The sequence below is a fragment of the Nonomuraea sp. NPDC050536 genome (genome assembly GCF_044457685.1).
GTDB lineage: Bacteria > Actinomycetota > Actinomycetes > Streptosporangiales > Streptosporangiaceae > Nonomuraea.
In genome coordinates this window covers 43,865-61,183 of the sequence record NZ_JBITHD010000034.1, presented here as the reverse complement: position 1 = coordinate 61,183, position 17,319 = coordinate 43,865, and the positions used below count along the sequence as shown (strand labels likewise).

General features: G+C 69.3%; 18 protein-coding genes. 3 read left to right on the top strand and 15 right to left on the bottom strand.

Annotation, left to right across the window (positions count from 1 at the left end):
- The first annotated feature begins 75 nt into the window (after positions 1-75).
- Positions 76-1,221 carry an NADH-quinone oxidoreductase subunit D gene (locus tag ACIBHX_RS49355; protein ID WP_397075593.1) on the top strand — a complete coding sequence of 382 codons (1,146 nt, stop codon included), beginning with the start codon at positions 76-78 and terminating at the stop codon, positions 1,219-1,221.
- On the top strand, positions 1,218-2,330 hold the full coding sequence (locus ACIBHX_RS49350; RefSeq protein ID WP_397075591.1) for an acyltransferase: 1,113 nt from the start codon (positions 1,218-1,220) through the stop codon (positions 2,328-2,330). The genes ACIBHX_RS49355 and ACIBHX_RS49350 overlap by 4 nt, the downstream gene beginning before the upstream one ends.
- Before the next feature lie 17 nt (positions 2,331-2,347).
- Here ACIBHX_RS49350 and ACIBHX_RS49345 read toward each other — a convergent pair whose 3' ends face one another.
- The 11 genes from ACIBHX_RS49345 to dacB all read right to left on the bottom strand — a co-directional run bounded on the left by ACIBHX_RS49345 (position 2,348) and on the right by dacB (position 12,332).
- Positions 2,348-2,812: a DUF3180 domain-containing protein gene (locus ACIBHX_RS49345; RefSeq protein WP_397075589.1), complete on the bottom strand. Its 465-nt coding sequence runs from the start codon at positions 2,810-2,812 to the stop codon at positions 2,348-2,350.
- Positions 2,809-3,312: a 2-amino-4-hydroxy-6-hydroxymethyldihydropteridine diphosphokinase gene (folK, locus tag ACIBHX_RS49340; RefSeq protein ID WP_397075587.1), complete on the bottom strand. Its 504-nt coding sequence runs from the start codon at positions 3,310-3,312 to the stop codon at positions 2,809-2,811. Before folK ends, ACIBHX_RS49345 begins: the two co-directional genes overlap by 4 nt.
- Complete coding sequence (gene folB / locus ACIBHX_RS49335; protein ID WP_397075586.1) at positions 3,309-3,674, bottom strand: dihydroneopterin aldolase; 366 nt, start codon at positions 3,672-3,674, stop codon at positions 3,309-3,311. The genes folK and folB overlap by 4 nt, the downstream gene beginning before the upstream one ends.
- Positions 3,664-4,110 carry a nuclear transport factor 2 family protein gene (locus tag ACIBHX_RS49330; protein WP_397075584.1) on the bottom strand — a complete coding sequence of 149 codons (447 nt, stop codon included), beginning with the start codon at positions 4,108-4,110 and terminating at the stop codon, positions 3,664-3,666. Before ACIBHX_RS49330 ends, folB begins: the two co-directional genes overlap by 11 nt.
- Entirely contained in the window at positions 4,107-4,913 is an 807-nt protein-coding gene (gene folP, locus ACIBHX_RS49325; RefSeq protein WP_397075634.1) for a dihydropteroate synthase, read from the bottom strand. Before folP ends, ACIBHX_RS49330 begins: the two co-directional genes overlap by 4 nt.
- A gap of 523 nt (positions 4,914-5,436) precedes the next feature.
- Entirely contained in the window at positions 5,437-6,015 is a 579-nt protein-coding gene (gene folE, locus ACIBHX_RS49320; RefSeq protein ID WP_397075583.1) for a GTP cyclohydrolase I FolE, read from the bottom strand.
- Entirely contained in the window at positions 6,012-8,006 is a 1,995-nt protein-coding gene (gene ftsH / locus ACIBHX_RS49315) for an ATP-dependent zinc metalloprotease FtsH (protein ID WP_397075581.1), read from the bottom strand. Before ftsH ends, folE begins: the two co-directional genes overlap by 4 nt.
- Before the next feature lie 213 nt (positions 8,007-8,219).
- Entirely contained in the window at positions 8,220-8,771 is a 552-nt protein-coding gene (gene hpt, locus ACIBHX_RS49310) for a hypoxanthine phosphoribosyltransferase (protein WP_397075579.1), read from the bottom strand.
- Between the two features lie 10 nt (positions 8,772-8,781).
- Positions 8,782-9,804 (bottom strand): tRNA lysidine(34) synthetase TilS, encoded by a 1,023-nt coding sequence (gene tilS / locus ACIBHX_RS49305; RefSeq protein ID WP_397075578.1) that lies wholly within the window; start codon positions 9,802-9,804, stop codon positions 8,782-8,784.
- 20 nt (positions 9,805-9,824) lie between these two features.
- Positions 9,825-10,898, bottom strand: coding sequence for a zinc-dependent metalloprotease (locus ACIBHX_RS49300; RefSeq protein ID WP_397075576.1), 1,074 nt, complete (start codon positions 10,896-10,898; stop codon positions 9,825-9,827).
- A 24-nt stretch (positions 10,899-10,922) separates the two neighbouring features.
- A complete protein-coding gene (gene dacB, locus ACIBHX_RS49295; protein ID WP_397075574.1) occupies positions 10,923-12,332 on the bottom strand; it encodes a D-alanyl-D-alanine carboxypeptidase/D-alanyl-D-alanine-endopeptidase in 1,410 nt (469 codons plus the stop codon).
- A gap of 84 nt (positions 12,333-12,416) precedes the next feature.
- On the opposite strand from dacB, the gene ACIBHX_RS49290 reads away from it, so the two are divergent.
- Complete coding sequence (locus ACIBHX_RS49290) at positions 12,417-12,905, top strand: inorganic diphosphatase (RefSeq protein ID WP_397075573.1); 489 nt, start codon at positions 12,417-12,419, stop codon at positions 12,903-12,905.
- Positions 12,906-12,914: 9 nt separating this feature from the next.
- Here the strand turns inward: ACIBHX_RS49290 and ACIBHX_RS49285 are convergent, their stop codons facing one another.
- The 4 genes from ACIBHX_RS49285 to ACIBHX_RS49270 all read right to left on the bottom strand — a co-directional run bounded on the left by ACIBHX_RS49285 (position 12,915) and on the right by ACIBHX_RS49270 (position 17,261).
- Positions 12,915-14,033 carry an NlpC/P60 family protein gene (locus ACIBHX_RS49285; protein ID WP_397075571.1) on the bottom strand — a complete coding sequence of 373 codons (1,119 nt, stop codon included), beginning with the start codon at positions 14,031-14,033 and terminating at the stop codon, positions 12,915-12,917.
- Positions 14,034-14,115: 82 nt separating this feature from the next.
- Positions 14,116-14,772 (bottom strand): hypothetical protein, encoded by a 657-nt coding sequence (locus ACIBHX_RS49280; protein ID WP_397075570.1) that lies wholly within the window; start codon positions 14,770-14,772, stop codon positions 14,116-14,118.
- 6 nt (positions 14,773-14,778) lie between these two features.
- Positions 14,779-16,263: an RNA polymerase sigma factor gene (locus tag ACIBHX_RS49275; protein WP_397075568.1), complete on the bottom strand. Its 1,485-nt coding sequence runs from the start codon at positions 16,261-16,263 to the stop codon at positions 14,779-14,781.
- Positions 16,264-16,463: 200 nt separating this feature from the next.
- A complete protein-coding gene (locus tag ACIBHX_RS49270; RefSeq protein WP_397075567.1) occupies positions 16,464-17,261 on the bottom strand; it encodes a hypothetical protein in 798 nt (265 codons plus the stop codon).
- Positions 17,262-17,319 lie beyond the last annotated feature (58 nt).

Genomic DNA, 17,319 nt, shown 5'->3' with positions numbered 1-17,319 from the left:
GGATGCGCCTGCATACCGTTCCTTGACCATCACCCGAGCTGGATCAACGCCTAGCGCGGTGGCAGCATGGGCTGTATGACGGAACGCGTGGTCGGGATAGGCGCCGGCGCCAAGGAGCTGGCCACCGAGGACATGATCCTCAACATCGGCCCGCAGCACCCGTCGACCCACGGCGTGCTGAGGCTCAGGATCACCCTCGACGGCGAACGGATCGCGGCGGCCGAGCCGATCATCGGCTACATGCACAGGGGCGCGGAGAAGCTCTTCGAGGTCCGCGACTACCGCCAGGTCATCATGCTGGCCAACCGGCACGACTGGCTGGCGGGCTTCGCCAACGAGCTGGGCGTGGTGCTGGCGGCCGAGCGCCTGCTGGGCATGGAGGTGCCCGTCAGGGCCGTGTGGGCGCGCACGCTGCTCGCCGAGCTCAACCGGGTGCTCAGCCACCTGATGTTCCTCGGCAGCTACCCGCTGGAGCTGGGCGCGATCACCCCCGTCTTCTACGCCTTCAACGAGCGCGAGCGCATCCAGGCCGTGATGGAGGAGATCTCCGGCGGCCGCATGCACTTCATGTTCAACCGCGTCGGCGGGCTGAAGGAGGACCTGCCCTACGGCTGGCTCGACCGGGTCACCGAGGCGGTCGCCGTGACCCGCCGCAAGATCCCCGACATCGAGAACCTCATTCTGAACAACGAGATCTTCCTGGCCCGCACCAGGGGCGTCGGCGTCCTGGACCAGGAGCAGATCCTGCAGTACGGCGTGAGCGGCCCGGTCGCCCGCGCCTCGGGGATCGACTTCGACCTGCGCCGCGACCAGCCGTACCTGGCCTATCCCGAGCTGCCCGTGAAGGTCGTCACCCGCAGCGCGGGCGACTGCCATTCCCGCTTCGAGGTGCTGTTCGACCAGCTGAAGATCTCCCTCGACCTGGCCGACGCCTGCGTGGACAAGCTCCGCTCGCTGCCGCCTGGGCCGATCAACCAGCGCCTGCCGAAGGTGCTCAAGGTGCCGGAAGGCCACACCTACGCCTGGACGGAGAACCCGCTCGGCATCAACGGCTACTACCTGGTCTCCAAGGGTGACAAGACACCGTGGCGGCTCAAGCTGCGCTCGGCCTCCTACAGCAACATCCAGGTGCTGCGCGAGGTGCTGCCGGGACACCTGGTCGCCGACATGATCGCCATCCTCGGCTCCATGTTCTTCGTCGTGGGTGACATCGACAAGTGAGAGACAAGTACGTCGACTGGCTCCGGGCCCTCAGCCTGATCGTGGTCGTGGTGTGGCACTGGGCCTTCACGATCCTGCAGTGGACCCCGTCGGGGCCCGAGCCGACCAGCCCGCTGGGCTTCACCTCGGGCCTGTGGATCCTGACCTGGCTGCTGCAGGTGCTGCCGCTGTTCTTCTACGTGGGCGGGCACGTCCACCTGCTGTCCTGGGAACGCGCACAGGCTCGCGGCCAGGGGCTCGGCGCGTTCGTGTGGCGGCGGATCAGGGCGCTGTCCATCCCCGCGCTCGGCCTGTCGGCCGTGTGGGTGGCCATCGGGGCGGTCGTGACCGCCGTGTTCCACGTCGACTGGATGTGGCGGGTCGTGCTGCTGGTGCTCAGCCCGCTGTGGTTCCTCGGCGTCTACCTGGTGCTGATCGCGCTGCTGCCGCTGGCGCTGTGGATGCACCGGCGCTTCGACGTGCTCGCCCTGATCTGGTTGGGCGGCGCCGCGCTGGTGGTCGACGTGCTCCGCTTCCGTTACGGCGTGGAGTGGGCGGGCTGGCTGAACATGATCATCGTGTGGGGGCTGGCGCACCAGGCCGGGTTCTTCTACGACCGGATCGTGATCCTGCCCCGCCGCTACGACGTGGGGATCCTGTGGACGGGCCTGTTCGCGCTGTTCGGACTGGTCTACTCGGGCATCTACCCGGGCTCGATGGTCGGCGTGCCCGGCGACAAGTGGTCCAACATGGCGCCGCCCACGTTCGTCATCGTGGCCCTGCTGATCTTCCAGATCGGGCTGGTCGAGGTGCTGCGCCCGTCGATGGAACGGGTGCTGGAACGTCCCGGCTGGAAGCGGGTCAACGAGACCATCAACCGCTACGCCCTGCCGCTGTTCCTCTTCCACACCACCGGCATGGCCATCGCCCTGGGCCTGGGCTGGTGGCTGCTCGGCACGCTCGGCGGCCAGGTCCCGCCGAACCTCACGTGGTGGCTGGAACGCCCGATCGCCATCCTCGGCCCGCTGATCTGCACCCTCCCGGTCGTCTACCTGTACGGCAGACGCACCAAACGCGCAGCACAACCGCAGAACAACCGACCTCATCCACGCGGCGACGCGGCCGGGTGAACGCACGAGCGACGCTCTCAGTCGTTACCTCGGGCTTTGAGGTCTTCCGGGCTCTTCGGGATCTTGCAGGCGTGCTCCAGGTAGAGGGCGGCGCAGATGAGGATCACGAACGCGGCGAACGAGCCGGCCGCGATGAAGAACTCGGCGCGCGGCACCTCACGGGTGAACAGCTGGACGTCAAAGATCGCGAAGCCCGCGAAGACCCCCGCGAAGACCGCGCCCACGTAGGCCGAGGCCTTGGCCAGGGCCGCCAGGCGGGCGACCGCGAGCGGCTCGACGGGCTTGGTGCCGGGCTTGCGAGCGATGCGCGCCTTGGTCATCCACCCGCTGTAGAACTCACCCACGGCAAGCAGCATCACCGTCGGGATCGCGGTCCACGGCAGCACCGGGAGTTCGGAGTAGAACTGCTTGACCACGATCCAGGTCAGCAGCGCGACGATGACGACGAGACCGACGAGGATCCCGGGTTTGGTGGGCCTCAATCCGGCACCTGCAGGGTCAGGTCGGAGCGCAGCCGTACCCCGCTCTGGTCGAGGCCGGCAAGCAGCACCGTCACCTCGCCATGACCGGGCACCACGCCGGAGGGATCCACCTGAGACCACGGCACCAGCACGAAGGCGCGCTCGTGCACGCGCGGATGCGGCAGCGTCAGGACCGGGTCGTCGCACACGGTGTCGCCCACCACGATCAGGTCGACGTCGAGCGTGCGCGGGCCCCAGCGCTCCTCGCGGACCCGCCCGAAGGCGGTCTCCACGCTCTGCGCGCGCTCGAGCAGCATGCGCGGCTGCAGCTTGGTCTCGGCGATCACGACGGCGTTCAGGTACGGACGCTGCCCCTCAGGACCGCCGACCGGGTCGGTCTCGTAGACGGGCGAGGCCGCCACGAACTCCAGCCCAGGCGCGTCGAACAACGCGTCCATGGCCCCCTGCAGGGTGTCGAAACGGTGCCCCTGGTTGCTGCCCAGCGCGAGGACGGCCTTCATACGCGGCTCCGTTCGATGGTCACGATCACGTCGTCGAACGGCAGCGGGATGGGCGCGGCCGGTTTGTGCACGCTGATCTCCACTCTCGAGACGAGCTCGTAGGCCAGGCAGACGTCGGCCAGGCGCTGGGCGAGCGTCTCGATCAGATCGACCGGCTCCCCCTCCACCACCTTGACCAGCTCCTGGGCCAGCTCGCCGTAATGCACGGTCTTGGCGAGGTCGTCGCCCGCCGCGGCGGGCGCGGTGTCGACGAACAGCGTCGCGTCCACCACGAACTCCTGGCCGAGCTCGCGTTCCGCGGCGAGCACGCCGTGGCGCCCACGGGCGCGCAGGCCCTTCAGGGTGATGCGATCAAGCCTCAAGCTCGCCTTCCTCCTCCTCGCCCTCCTCATCCTGCAGGACAGGCGATCCATGATGCATCCACAGCCGCCAGCCGTTGGCGGTGCGGATGTAGACGTTACTGGCCACCACCTTGCCGGCGGCGAAGCTGGCATCGCCCTCCTCGCCGGCCGTCAGGATGTTCTCCACGCAGGTCAGCACCGCCACGTCGCCGAGGACGGTGGTGCTGACGTCGGTGAGCACGAACTGGATGTAGGTCGTGTTCGCCATGATCAGCGCCCACGACCGCAGCACCTCCGAGCGGCCCGTCAGCAGGGCCCAGCCGGGATGCACGCAACTGACCTGGTCTTCGACACCGTCCTCGGCCCAGATCTCGGTCATCCTGTCGAGGTCGGCCTCCTCGATCGCCGTATAGAAAGACTGGTTGACCGTCTCGATCGCGGCCGTGTCGACGCTCATGCGTTAGCCCTCTTCCATGCGGCGGCCACGCGAACCGCGTCGGCGTTCGGCCTGACCGCGTGCACCCGCACGCACCAGGCCCCCGCCTGCGCGGCCAGAGCGGTCACGGCCACGGTGGCGTCGTCACGCTCGGCCGCGGGGCGCGGCGAGCCGTCTTCTGCGGGCAGCAGCGTGCCCAGGAACCTCTTGCGCGAGGCCCCGATCATCAGGGGATAGCCCAGCGCCAGCAGCTTGTCCATGCCCGCGAGCAGCGCCCAGTCGTGGCGGTGCGCCGGCTGCTTGGCGAAGCCCAGGCCCGGGTCGAGCACGATCTGGCTCTCGGTCACACCCGCGGCCAGCAGCGACTCCACCCGCCTGGCCAGCTCCTCGCGCACCTCGCTCACCACATCGGCGTAGACCGCAAGGGCGTCCATCGAGTCACTGTGGCCCCGCCAGTGCATCACCACGTACGGCACGCCCGTCGCGGCCACCAGGTCGGCCATGCCGGGGTCGGCCAGGCCGCCGCTCACGTCGTTCACCAGCTGCGCGCCCGCCTCTACCGTGGCCCTGGCGACCTCGGCGCGCATCGTGTCGACGGAGACCGTCACGCCCTCGGCGCTCAGCCCCCTGATCACCGGGACGACGCGGCGCAGCTCCTCCTCCAGGGACACCCTGGTCGCGCCGGGACGCGTCGACTCGCCGCCTACGTCGACCAGGTCGGCGCCCTCGGCGACCAGATCGAGGCCATGCCGGATCGCCGCTGCCTCGTCGAACCAGAGCCCTCCATCGGAGAAGGAGTCCGGCGTCACATTGACCACACCCATGACGAGGCACCGGTCCACATTCGGCCCCGGCACACCCATGCGCTCAAGCCTAGGCGGTGTCATGTAGCCGCTCATCCGCTGGCCCCCCACTTGCGATAACAAACCCGTAGAAATCAGCATGATCTTGTACGGCAAGCCACCGCCAACGGCCGCCCGCCGTCGTGTGCTGAGGGCCCGCACACGGCGCTTCCGGCGAGTCGATGACACTTGCCCGCCGCCACGGCGCCCAGAATCCACGTCCCACGGCCCTCGGCACCCCCAGTGGTTTACCAGGCGGCCCGAATCCCGAGGGCTTCCAGGGGGCCGGATCCCGGGTTTTCCAGGCGCCGGGTCGGCGGGGTGTGGGGCGGTGGAAGGCGGCGCCCTGTGCGGCGAGAAACCGGGGCCGTGGGAACGGGGTTCCGCGCATCGTAACGGCGCGAAACCCCGTATCACCGCAGGAGCGTCTCCCTGGACAGGGGCCAGCCGAAGTACGGCGACTGGCGAGGCGGCGGCTCGCCGTAAAACAGGAACCTGAAAAGATCTATCGGCCCAGGATGAGCGCCATCGCCTCGGCGCGGGTCTTGTCGCTGTGGCGGAAGTCGCCGCGGACCGCCGAGGTGACGGTCTTGGCGCCCGGCTTGCGGACCCCGCGCATGGTCATGCACAGGTGCTCGCACTCGATCACCACGATGACCCCGCGCGGCTCAAGCACGCGCATCAGGGCGTCGGCGATCTGCGACGTCATGCGCTCCTGCACCTGCGGCCGGCGGGCGAAGACGTCCACCAGGCGGGCCAGCTTGGACAGACCCGTGACCTGGCCCTTGTCGTTGGGAATGTAGCCGACGTGGGCCATGCCGTGGAACGGGACGAGGTGGTGCTCGCAGGTCGAGTAGACCTCGATGTCGCGCACCAGCACCATCTCGTCATGGTCGACGTCGAAGACCTTGGTCAGGACGTCTTCGGGGGTCTGACCGAGGCCGGAGAACTGCTCGGCGTAGGCGCGCGCCACGCGAGCGGGGGTGTCGAGCAGGCCGTCGCGGTCGGGATCCTCGCCGATGGCGTAGAGGATCTCCCGGACGGCCTTCTCGATCCGGCCAAGGTCAACGTCGTGCTGCTTCACGCACCGTCTCCGGACGGGATGGCGTCCTGGTGCCCCGCGGTCAGCGCGCCGTTGGCGGACTGCTCCTTGGGGGTCAGGATGGGCGGGCGGTCGGAGGGAAGCCGCTTGCCGTAACCCGCGTAGGACGGGCGGTGCTCCTTGACGACAACCGGGGCGAAGATGTCGAGCACCTGGTCGCGGGAGAGGGTCTCCTTGTCCATGAGGTGGAGCACCAGGTTGTCGAGCACGTCGCGGTACTCGACCAGGATGTCCCACGCCTGGTCGTGCGCCGTCTCGATCATCCGGCGGACCTCCTCGTCGATCGTCGAGGCGATCTTCTCGGAGTAGTCACGCTCGTGACCCATCTCGCGGCCCAGGAAGACCTCTGCGGTGCCCGAGCCGAACTTGCGGGCGCCGAGCTGCTCGCTCATGCCGTATTCGACCACCATCCGGCGGGCGACTGCCGTGGCCTTCTCGATGTCGTTGGAGGCGCCGGTGGTGGGCTCGTGGAAGACGAGCTCCTCCGCCGCGCGGCCGCCGAGCAGCATCGCGAGCTGGTCCATCATCTCCGACCTGGTGGCCAGGAACTTGTCCTCCATCGGCAGGGTCATGGTGTAACCCAGCGCGCGGCCGCGGGAGAGGATCGTGATCTTGTGCACGGGGTCGCTGTTGGGCAACGCGTGCGCCACGAGCGCGTGACCGCCCTCGTGGTAGGCGATCATCTTCTTCTCCTTGTCGGACATGACCCGCGACTTGCGCTCGGGCCCTGCCATGACGCGGTCGATCGACTCCTCGAGGAGGTCCATCGAGATCAGCTTCTGGTCGTTGCGCGCAGTGAGCAGCGCCGCCTCGTTGATCACGTTGGCCAGGTCGGCGCCCGTGAACCCGGGGGTACGGCGGGCGATGACGTCCAGGTCGACCTCCGGCGCGAACGGCTTGCCGCGCCCGTGGACGCGCAGGATGCCCTTGCGGCCCTCGAGGTCGGGACGGTCGACGGTGACCTGCCGGTCGAAGCGGCCCGGACGCAGCAGCGCCGGGTCGAGGATGTCGGGCCGGTTCGTCGCGGCGATGAGGATCACGCCGCCCTTGACGTCGAAGCCGTCCATCTCGACGAGCAGCTGGTTCAGCGTCTGCTCGCGCTCGTCGTGACCGCCGCCCAGGCCGGCGCCGCGGTGGCGGCCGACGGCGTCGATCTCGTCGATGAAGATGATCGCCGGGGCGTTCGCCTTGGCCTGCTCGAACAGGTCGCGCACTCGCGAGGCGCCGACACCGACGAACATCTCGACGAAGTCGGAACCGGAGATCGAGTAGAAGGGCACGCCCGCCTCACCCGCGACCGCGCGGGCGAGCAGGGTCTTGCCGGTGCCGGGCGGGCCGTACAGCAGCACGCCCTTGGGGATCTTGGCGCCGATGGCCTGGAACTTGGCCGGGGCCTGCAGGAACTCCTTGATCTCCTGGAGCTCCTCGATGGCCTCGTCCGCGCCTGCGACATCGGCGAACGTGGTCTTGGGGGTGTCCTTGGTGATCAGCTTCGCCTTGGACTTGCCGAAGTTCATCACCCGGCTGCCGCCGCCCTGCATCTGGTTCATGATGAACAGGAAGATCAGCACGATGATGACGATCGGCAGGAAGCTCACCAGGATGCTGACCAGGAAGTTCTCCTGCGGCACCTCGGTGGTGAAGCTCTTGGTCTTGTCCGACTGGACCTGAGCCTGCAGCTCGTCGGTGAGCTTGGCGCCGTAACCAGCGACCCAGTCGGACTGGATCAGCTTGGTCGGGGTGTCGCCAGGCTTGACCGATATCGGGTTCTTCAGCGTCAGCTCGATGCGTTGATCCTTGTCAACGATCTTCGCGCTGGTGAAGTTACCCGTCTGAATCTGGGCGAGGACCGTGGACGTGTCGGCCTGCTTGAAGTTGCCCCCGCCGCTCCACAGCTGGGTGACGAGCAGGAGCAGCACGACGATGCCCAGGATCCACAGCAGTGGCCCACGTGTAAATCGCTTGAGATCCATCCGATGCGGAACCCCTTGCGGGCCCGTCCCTTCCTGACCAAGGCCTGGAACCCCGGGAAACCCCGGGGCCGCGGCATCCGTCGCCGCGAGTTACTGACTACTCGAAGGGGGACACGGGGTCACCCTTCCAGTTGTCAGAAGGTACACCGGCATAGGGCTACACCGGCTCTTGCCCTACCAACGTACGTCAGGTTGCGCGATGTTCCCGTCCCCTTATTTGTAAACGTGTGGAGCCAGCGTTCCGATGAAGGGGAGATTCCGGTAACGCTCGGCGTAGTCGAGCCCGTAACCGATGACGAACTCGTTCGGGATGTCGAATCCGACGTACTTCACATCGATCGGCACCTTCACCGCGTCGGGCTTGCGCAGCGCGGCGCAGATCTCCAGCGAGGCGGGGTCACGCGACTTGAGGTTCTCAATGAGCCAGTGCAGTGTCAGCCCCGAGTCGATGATGTCCTCGACGATCAGCACGTGGCGGCCCATGATGTCGGTGTCGAGGTCCTTGAGCACCCGCACCACGCCCGACGACTTGGTGCCCGCGCCGTAGGACGACACGGCCATCCAGTCCATCTGGACACTCAGGTGCAGTGACTTGGCCAGGTCTGCCATGACCATGACCGCGCCCTTCAACACGCCCACCAGCAGCAGGTCCTTGCCCGCGTAGTCCTGGTCGATCTGAGCGGCCAGTTCCTTGATCTTGGCCTGGAGCTCGTCCTCGGGGATGAGGACCTTCTCCAGGTCCTGGCCCATGTCGGCTGCGTCCACCTGTGGTTCCTTACGCGATGGGACGGATGGCGAGTATCAGGGTGCCATACTGCCGTGTGGCGGCCAGCCCCCCGGGCAGGTCAACGGCCTTCTGCCCGTGCCAGTGGGTGACGAGCCGCTCCACGGCGGTCACGTGCGTGGCCGAAAGGGCTCCCGAGGGCGCTCCCGCGGCGATGGCCGCCCGGCGCAGCACTCTCTTCCTGACGGCCGTCGGTAGCCTCTCCAGCTCCGGTACGGCCAGCGTCACGGACCCGGAGATATCGCTAAGAGCGCAATTCTGGTACGCCGTATTTGCCCATTCGGCGAGGGCGTCGGCGTCCTCCCTGGCGAGTTTCGCGGTCCGCGCCAGCGCCTCGGCGACTCCGGGGCCGAGTTCGGTCTCCAGGACGGGCAGGATCGCGCGGCGGACCCGGACCCGGGTGAAGCGCGGGTCCTCGTTGTGCGGGTCGTTCCAGGGTTTCAGGTCGAGCGCCTCACAGGCGGTCTCGGTGGTTTTACGGGAAATTTCCAGAAATGGCCGCCGATAGAGCTCCCCGGTACGGCCGGCCGCAGCCGCCGGACCGCCGTGGCTCGCCATCCCGGACAGCGAGCGGAGGCCGCTGCCCCGGGCCAGCCCCAGGAGCACGGTCTCGGCCTGGTCGTTCAGCGTGTGCGCGAGCAGGACCACCTGGGCTCCGAGGCGTGCCGCCGCCTCGCCCAGGGCCGCGTATCTGGCGTCCCTGGCCGCGGCCTCTGGGCCGCCCTCGGTGCCCACCTCCACGGTGAGCACCTCGACGGGGTCCAGCCCCAGGCGTTCTCCCAGGGCCGCGACCTCGGCGGCCCGCTCGGCGGATCCCTCCTGCAGCCGGTGGTCGACGGTCAGCAGACCGCCGCGCAACCCGGCCCGGGGCGCGACGAAGGCCAGCGCGGCGGCCAGGGCGAGCGAGTCGGCGCCGCCGCTGCACGCGGCCAGCACCAGCGAGCCGACCGGCAGGCCGGACAGTGCCTCCCGCACGGCTCTGCGGACGTCGGCGACGGCTGGACGTGGTCCCACGGGACCTATTGTCCCGGGGTTCAGTCCTCCAGGGCAGGCGCTCCGGCCACGCGCCTGATCCAGGCGTCGGGGTCGGTGATCTCGGGGGTGGTGGGCAGCGTGTCGGGCGAGGTCCAGACCTTGTTGAAGCCGTCCATGCCGACCTTGCCGACCACGTGGCGGACGAACGCCGACCCTTCGGCGTACTGCTTCATCTTGATCTCGATGCCGAGCAGGCGCCTGACGGTCTTGTCCAGGCGGGAGCCGCCCTCGCGGCGCTGGGCGAACTTGGCGCGGATGTCGGCCACGGTGGGCACCACGGACGGGCCGACGGCGTCCATCACGAAGTCGCCGTGGCCCTCGACCAGGGTCATCACCGCGGTGAGGCGGTCGAGGATCTCCTTCTGGCCGGGCGACTGGATGGCGTCGATGAGGTTGCCCTCGCCGCCGCGGACCACGTCGGCCACGGTGTCGGCGGCGCTGCGCAGGCGCTCGAGCAGCGTGGGCAGATCCAGGTCGGAGGCGAGCAGGAACTCGGTCATCTGCGCGCGCACGTACTCGCGCAGCCAGGGGACGCCGGTGAACTGGACCCGGTGGGTCTCCTCGTGCAGGCACACCCAGAGCCGGAAGTCGCGCGAGTTGACGTTGAGCTCGCGCTCGGCGTTGACGATGTTGGGCGCGACCAGCGTCAGGCGGCCGATCGGCTCGCGGCCGGACGGGTCGGGCGGCAGGAACAGCTCGTACTGGCCGAGCACCCGGGAGGCCAGGAACGCCAGCACCGCGCCCACCTCGACGCCGGTGATGCGGGAGCCGACGGCGCTGACGATCGCGGGCGGCGGGGCGTCTCGCCCGATGCGCTGGGTGAGCGGCTCGAGCACGACGCGGAAGCCCTCCACGTTGGCCTTGATCCAGCCAGGGCGGTCCACGATGGTCGCCGGCTGCGGCGGCGTCTCAGTGTGGATCTTGGTGAACTCCCGCACGTGGCCTTCGGCCTCGCGGGAGAGCGCGCGGAGCTCGGTGACGGCCTGTCTGGCCTCCTCCCGGCTCACCTGAGGGCCGGAGCGCACCAGGCGCGTTCCGGTCGTGACGGCCAGATCCCAGTCGATCACCTGCATGCCATCCACCGTACGTGGTTCCGCTCAAGACCGCGCGACGATGGCGGCGAGCCTGTCCAGGACGGGTTCGGCGTTGAGCGGGACCTTGTCTGCCATGAAGGCGAAGGTGACCAGCCTGCCGTCCTTCGTGGTCGCCATTCCGGCCAGTGTGTTGACGTTGTTGAGGGTGCCCGTTTTGGCGCGCACCAAGCCCACCTGTGGCTTGGCGTCCTTCTCGATGAAGCGGCGGCCGTTGCCCAGGGTGCCGGAGAATCCCGCGACCGGCATGCCCGAGGCGACCGCGTGGAGCTCCGGGTGGGCGGACGAGCTGGCCAGGGCGATCACCCTGGCCAGGGAGTCGGCGCTGATGCGGTTGCGGGGCGACAGGCCGCTGCCGTCGTTGACCAGGACGCCCTTGGCCAGGCCGAGCCGCTTCAGCACCTGGGTCACCGCCTGGGCGCCGCCCTGGAAGGAGGCGGGCAGCCCTTCCTTGATGGCCACGTGCCGGGCCAGAGCCTCGGACAGGTCGTTGTCGCTGAAGGTCAGCGCGTGCTCCACCAGGGCGTAGAGCGGCGCGGAGTCGACCACGCCCAACTGCTCGGCCCCGGCTCCCGCTTTACCCGCATTTATCGTCCTGCTTACGGCGATGCCGTACTTTGCGAGCAATTTCGCGAATGAGGCGGCGGCGTAGGCCGGCGGGTTGGACACGCGTGGGCGGGATTGCGCGGGATTGGCCCGCCCTTCGTCGATGGCCAGGGCATAGACGGGGGCGACATTGCCGTCGGGGATGTAGCCGGGTTTCCAACCGGGGCCGATCGGCGACCCCGAATACAGCGAGGCGTCGTAGGAGAGCGTCACCTTGGTGAGGCCGCGGGCCTTCAGGGAGGCGGCGGTGCGCTGGGCCAGGGTGGCCAGCGAGGCGTTGCGCGGGTAGTACGCCCCGTTCTTGGCCGCGGGGCCGGCGAGGGTGGGGTCGCCGCCGCCGACCAGGACGATCGAGTTGCGGACCTTGCCCCGGACCACCCGCGTGGAGAAGCGGGCGTCGGGCCCCAGCGAGGACAGCGCCGCGGTGGTGGTCACCAGCTTGGTGGTCGAGGCGGGCGTGACGCCCGAGTCGGCGTTGGCGGCGAAGATCCGCTCGCCGGTCGCCGCGTCCAGCACGACGGCGCCCACGTGCTCGCCCAGCGCATGGTCACCCAGGGCGCCGGTGAGCTGTTGGGTCAAAGTACCCTTGGTCGGGAGAGGTCCGTCTTCTGACGACAGCTGGGCCAGTACAGGTCCCGCGGTGAACAGGGAGGCGGAGGGAGACGCCGTCGGCTCGGCCGGGTGGGAGGGCTCTCTCGTCAGCGCAGCCAGGCTGAAGTCGTTGCTCACCGCGTAAACGCCGGTGGCGATCGTCACGGTCTGCAGCAGGGCGAGAGTGGCCAGCATCACCCACCGCTCGCGCCGCGCCACTTCCCGCCCTCTTTCCTGCTAGTTCGCCTACGAGACATTAACGCCCTGCCGGGGGTTCCCGAGGGCCTGAGTGGAGGAACCGCGGTGGAGTTCGACGTTGTCGTTGAGATTCCCAAGGGACAACGGAACAAGTACGAAGTGGACCATGCGACCGGGAAGATCCGTCTGGACCGGCTGCTGTTCACCTCCACGCAGTACCCCGCCGACTACGGCTTCATCGAGAACACCCTCGGTGAGGACGGCGACCCCCTGGACGCGCTGGTGTTGCTGCAGGAGCCGACGTTCCCCGGCTGCTACATCACCTGCCGGGCCGTCGGCATGTTCCGCATGACCGACGAGAAGGGCGGAGACGACAAGGTTCTGTGCGTCCCGTCCACCGACCCGCGCATGGAGCACATCCGCGACATCCACCACGTGGCGGAGTTCGACCGGCTGGAGATCCAGCACTTCTTCGAGGTCTACAAGGACCTCGAGCCGGGCAAGTCCGTCGAGGGCGCCGACTGGGTGGGCCGGGTCGAGGCCGAGGCCGAGATCGAGCGGTCGTTCCAGCGTGCCAAGGAGTCGGAACACTAGCGGCGTCCACTAACTGGGTCTGGTGGCGCCGACAAGGTCGCGCCGCCACATGGAGGCGGTTTGCACCACGTCGCCCGTCTGCGGCGCGTTGACCATCAGACCACGGCCGACGTAGATGCCGACGTGGTGGATCGTTCCAGGGTCGCTGGTGATCTGCCCGTAGAACAGCAGGTCGCCGCGGCGCAGCTGGTCGAGCGGCACGTGGGGTCCGGACGTCCACTGGGTTCCCGTCCAGTGGTCGAGCTGGACCCCCGCCTGCTCCCACGCGCGCATCGTCAGGCCCGAGCAGTCGTAGCCCGACGGCCCCGCCGCAGCCCACACGTACGGCTTGCCGAGCTGGCCGAGCGCCCAGTTCGCGGCCACGTCGCCCATCGTGGAGCCCGCTGACAGCGGCACTCCCGTGGGGATGCTCTGCAGGGCCGCCGCGCGCCGCATCGCCAGCCGCTGGGCCTGGCCCTTGGCGGCGTCGACCTTCTTCTGCAGCGTCTTCTTGCTGGCGACCAGCTGCGTGGTCTGCGTGGTCTGGGTCTCGACGGCCTGCTGGGCGGCGAGCTTGGCCTTCCTGGCGCGCTCCGAGGCCGCCTGCTGGGCGTTGTAGGCGTCCTGCGTCTGCCGGCGCATGATCGAGGAGACCACCTGGGCGTCGCGCATGCGCTCGAGCACCCTGGCCCGCTCCTCGCCGAGCTCCTCGAGCACGCTGGCCCGGTGCAGGAACCCGTCGCTACTGCCCTCGTCGGACACCAGGGTCATGATCGGCCGCGTCATGTCGATCCCGCCGTAGCTCTGCGCGGCGATGGCGGCCACGGCCTGCCTGGCCTGGTCCAGCGCGGCGTCGGCGTTGACCAGCCTGGCCTTGGCCTGTTCGTAGGTCTTTCCGGCGGCCGCGAGCTTGACCAGCTCGCCGTTGTAGGCCTCGACCTGCTGCTCGGCCGTGGCCGCGAGATCCTCGAGCCGCGCCTGCGCCACCGCCAGCTTGGCGCTGGCCTGACTCAGCTCCTTGGTCCTGTCCCGTACGGTGGCCCGCGCCTTGGCCACGTCGCGTGATGACGGCGCCGGATCGGCGGCCGCCGGGGGGCACACGGCGACGACCAGGCACGCGGCGACGAGAAGACCCGCCCTGATGTGCATGGAGATCCCCCTTGGTGTGGTCACTCTATGCACACAGTTCCCAGCAGTCACGCCCCGCACACCTGAACCATACGCAACGTAATCATCGCAGGCGAAACAGGCGTTCGATCCAGGGACGGACGCCCATGACGGACGGTGTCGCACCACGGGGATAGGTGAAGACGGGGGTCTGGCTTCCGTACGCAGCGTGAAGTTCGGCGGCCTTGCACCAGTCGGTGCTCACCCGGGCCACCGCCCAGGCGGCCGCGATGGCGGGGCGGGCCTCCGGGTGGCGCTCGTAGGTCTGGAAGAGCGTCATCGTGGCGTCGGCCGCCACGTGGCCGTCGGCCGGGTAGGCGGTGCCGGCCAGGTAGGGGGCCGTCACCCGGCCGCCGTGGCGGGTGTCCAGCACCCAGGTCCAGTTGGCCAGCACCAGGCCGAGCACCGTGTCGGGCAGCGCGGCGGCCGCGCCGTACATGCGTTCCTGGCGGGCGCCGGTCAGGCGCTGGGCGGCCCACAGCCAGCCGTACTCGCCGGGCGGGTCCTCACCGGCCAGCCAGGACAGCACGGCCAGGCCGCGGGCGGTGCGCAGGCGGCAGAGCTCGAGCACGTCGCGGAGCATGCGCGGCCCCTGGTCGAGCCAGGTCGGCCAGGACACGCGGTGGCTCCTGGGCACCAGCTCGGTCAGTTCCCTGCGCAGCGGCAGCGGGCAGACCCGGCAGCCGAGGTGCGGGTCCTGGCGGACCTGGTAGGCCTGCACCTCCCATCAGCTCCCCGTGGGAGGCGGCGGGACGTCGGACGACGAGGCCTGTCCTGATGCCGGATCCTTGGTGGGCTCGCTCGCCGTCGGCGTCGCGGACGTCGGCGTGGGCGTCGGTGCCGGAGTGGTCGGGGGCGGCGCGGGAGCGGTCGGCGTGGGAGTCGTCCTGGGGGGCCGGGTGGGCCTGCCCGACGGCGGGCAGGGGGCGCCGGAGCGCCAGCCGCGATCGTGGTGATGCCCGGGCGGCCCCTGCTCGGGAGCCGTGGTGGGGTCGAGGCTGGGCGGCGGCGTCGGCTCACCGGCCGGCGGCGTCGTGGCACCCCTGGTCGGGCGGCCGGCGGAGTGCGTGGGCTGCGGGGCGGGGCCGTGGGTGGGGCCGATGTCGGGCGTGGTGAGCGTCATGGGTCCCACCGAGTGCCGCGCGCCGATCGGGTACGTGGCGGTGCTGTCGAGGATGGGCTCGACCGTCATCTGGTCGTCCTGCGGCTCCGGCTGCCAGGGCAGGCGGATGCCGGGGGGCTCGCCGGTGGCGGGGAAGGCGTCGGAGGCGATGCCGGTCAGCCCGCCCCGCTCGCCGCCGAAGTGGTTGAAGATCACCGCTATCGCCACCACGGCCGCGACCGCCGCAAGCGCGCCAGCCAGGGCCTGAGGCCATTTGCGTGGCTTCCGTTCGCCCGTAACGGGAAACCCGGCCGAGTCGAGCGTCCCCGTCCGCCTGGCCACGTAGCGCCGGTAGGGCACGAGCTCCGGGTCGATGAAGCAGCTCATCACCCGGACCCTGAGCACGTCGGGTAGGCCTGCCTGCGGCAGTAATTCGAACACCTTGGCCGCCGAGACCTGCCTGCTGCGGTGCGGTGAGCACGTCTCGCACCGCTGCACGTGCCTGACCAGGTGGTCGCGCATGTCCGGGGTCAGTTCCCCGGAGAAGCCCGACAGGATCCTGGCCCGGCGCGGGCAGTCGTAGGGGCCCTTCCTGGCCAGGATCTCCGCCGTGATCGCGTCCCGCAGCCGCTCCCTGGCCTCCTCCTGAGCCGCCTCGACCTGGCGCGGCGGTACCCCGAGGACCGCCGCGATCTCCGAGGTGGACAGGTCGTGCCTGGCGCCGAGCTCCAGCACCTCGCGGTCGGCGGGCGTCAGGCTCTGCGTGGCGTTCCACGCCATGACCCGCAGGTCGGCGTCGCCGGGATCGGCCGGCTTCGGCATCTCGGCCAGCGCCTCGCCCGCGTCCGGCGGCGAGGCCATCCGCCTGCGCAGGCATTCACCGCGTGCCAGCGCATACAACCATGGGCGCAGTCTGCCCGGATCCGACAGCGATCCCGCGTGCGCTTCCGCGGCTATCAACGTGTCGCGCAACGCCACCTGGGCGCTGTCGGTGCTCATGAGAAGGGACCAGCAATATCTGTAGATGCGCTCGGCGTGCGCGTCGTACAGCGCAGCGAGTGCACCAGGGTCGCGGGCGCGGAGTGCCTCGACCAGGACGCGGTCATTCATGTGACCGAAGGTAATGGATTAGTAACTAGTAGTTCTACCGATTCAGCGTGAATGACATCGGTTGTCTTCGGCGGGTCAGAAATGAAGCAAGAAGGCGCAGCCTCTCGCCCGATTTATCGTCATTTTTGATAAAGAGTTATTGAATGCGAATAGGTTTCGCTTTATCAGGAAGGCGCCGCGCCCCGGACGGGCGCGGCGTCTCACGGCTTATGGTCGCCGTCGGCCGACCGGTCGACCGCGAACGGCGCCGTCGTGGGCTTGACCGTGTGGACCGGCACCGCGCCGCCCAACGCCAGATCCTCGTACGGCCGGCCGGTCGAACCCCAGGTGCGCGCCGTGACGTCGGTCCTGGCCACCTTGACGTCCTTGGGCATGCCGTCCACGGTCAGGATGAAGCGCGGCGGGCTGCCGGCCTTCACGTCGTCCACGAACGTGCTGCCGCCGCCCAGCAGCTTGCCTGAGCTGTCATGCAACAGCGCGTTGACCACCAGGCTGCTGGCGGGCAGCTGGTAGGGGTTGGACACGTACCCCATGATCAGGTAGGAGCCGTCCTTCTGCCGCAGCGTCTGCACCCGTGAGACCGGGAACTGCTGGAACGCCGACGGGATGCGGGCCGCCTCGCGCCACTGCGCGGCACGGTACTGGATGGTCACCTGGGCCGGCTTCGCGGCGGCGGTGGCCTGGCCGGTGAAGGCCAGCGAGCCACCCGGCGGCACCGCGTCGAGCGGCTGGTCCATCCGGACCACTTCCGCCCCCTTGGCGTCCTTGCCGACGATCGTGGCGACCACGTGCTCGCCGAAGTGCCAGGGATTGGCGTTGCTGAGCACGCCCGCCCAGTTCACGGCGTACCCGTCGGACGACTTGACGATGTTGGAGACCTGCTCCTTGACGGCGAGCGGCTTGAGCTGCGTCGACTGCTGCGGCTCCTGGCTCGAGCACCCGGCGAGGCAGATCGCCCCGAGTGCGAGGAGGCTGACGGTTCGGCTACGCGGGATCACTTTGCCGTCATAGCCGCTCCATGGGTACGGCTGGCGCGGGACACGCGCCAGCCGTACC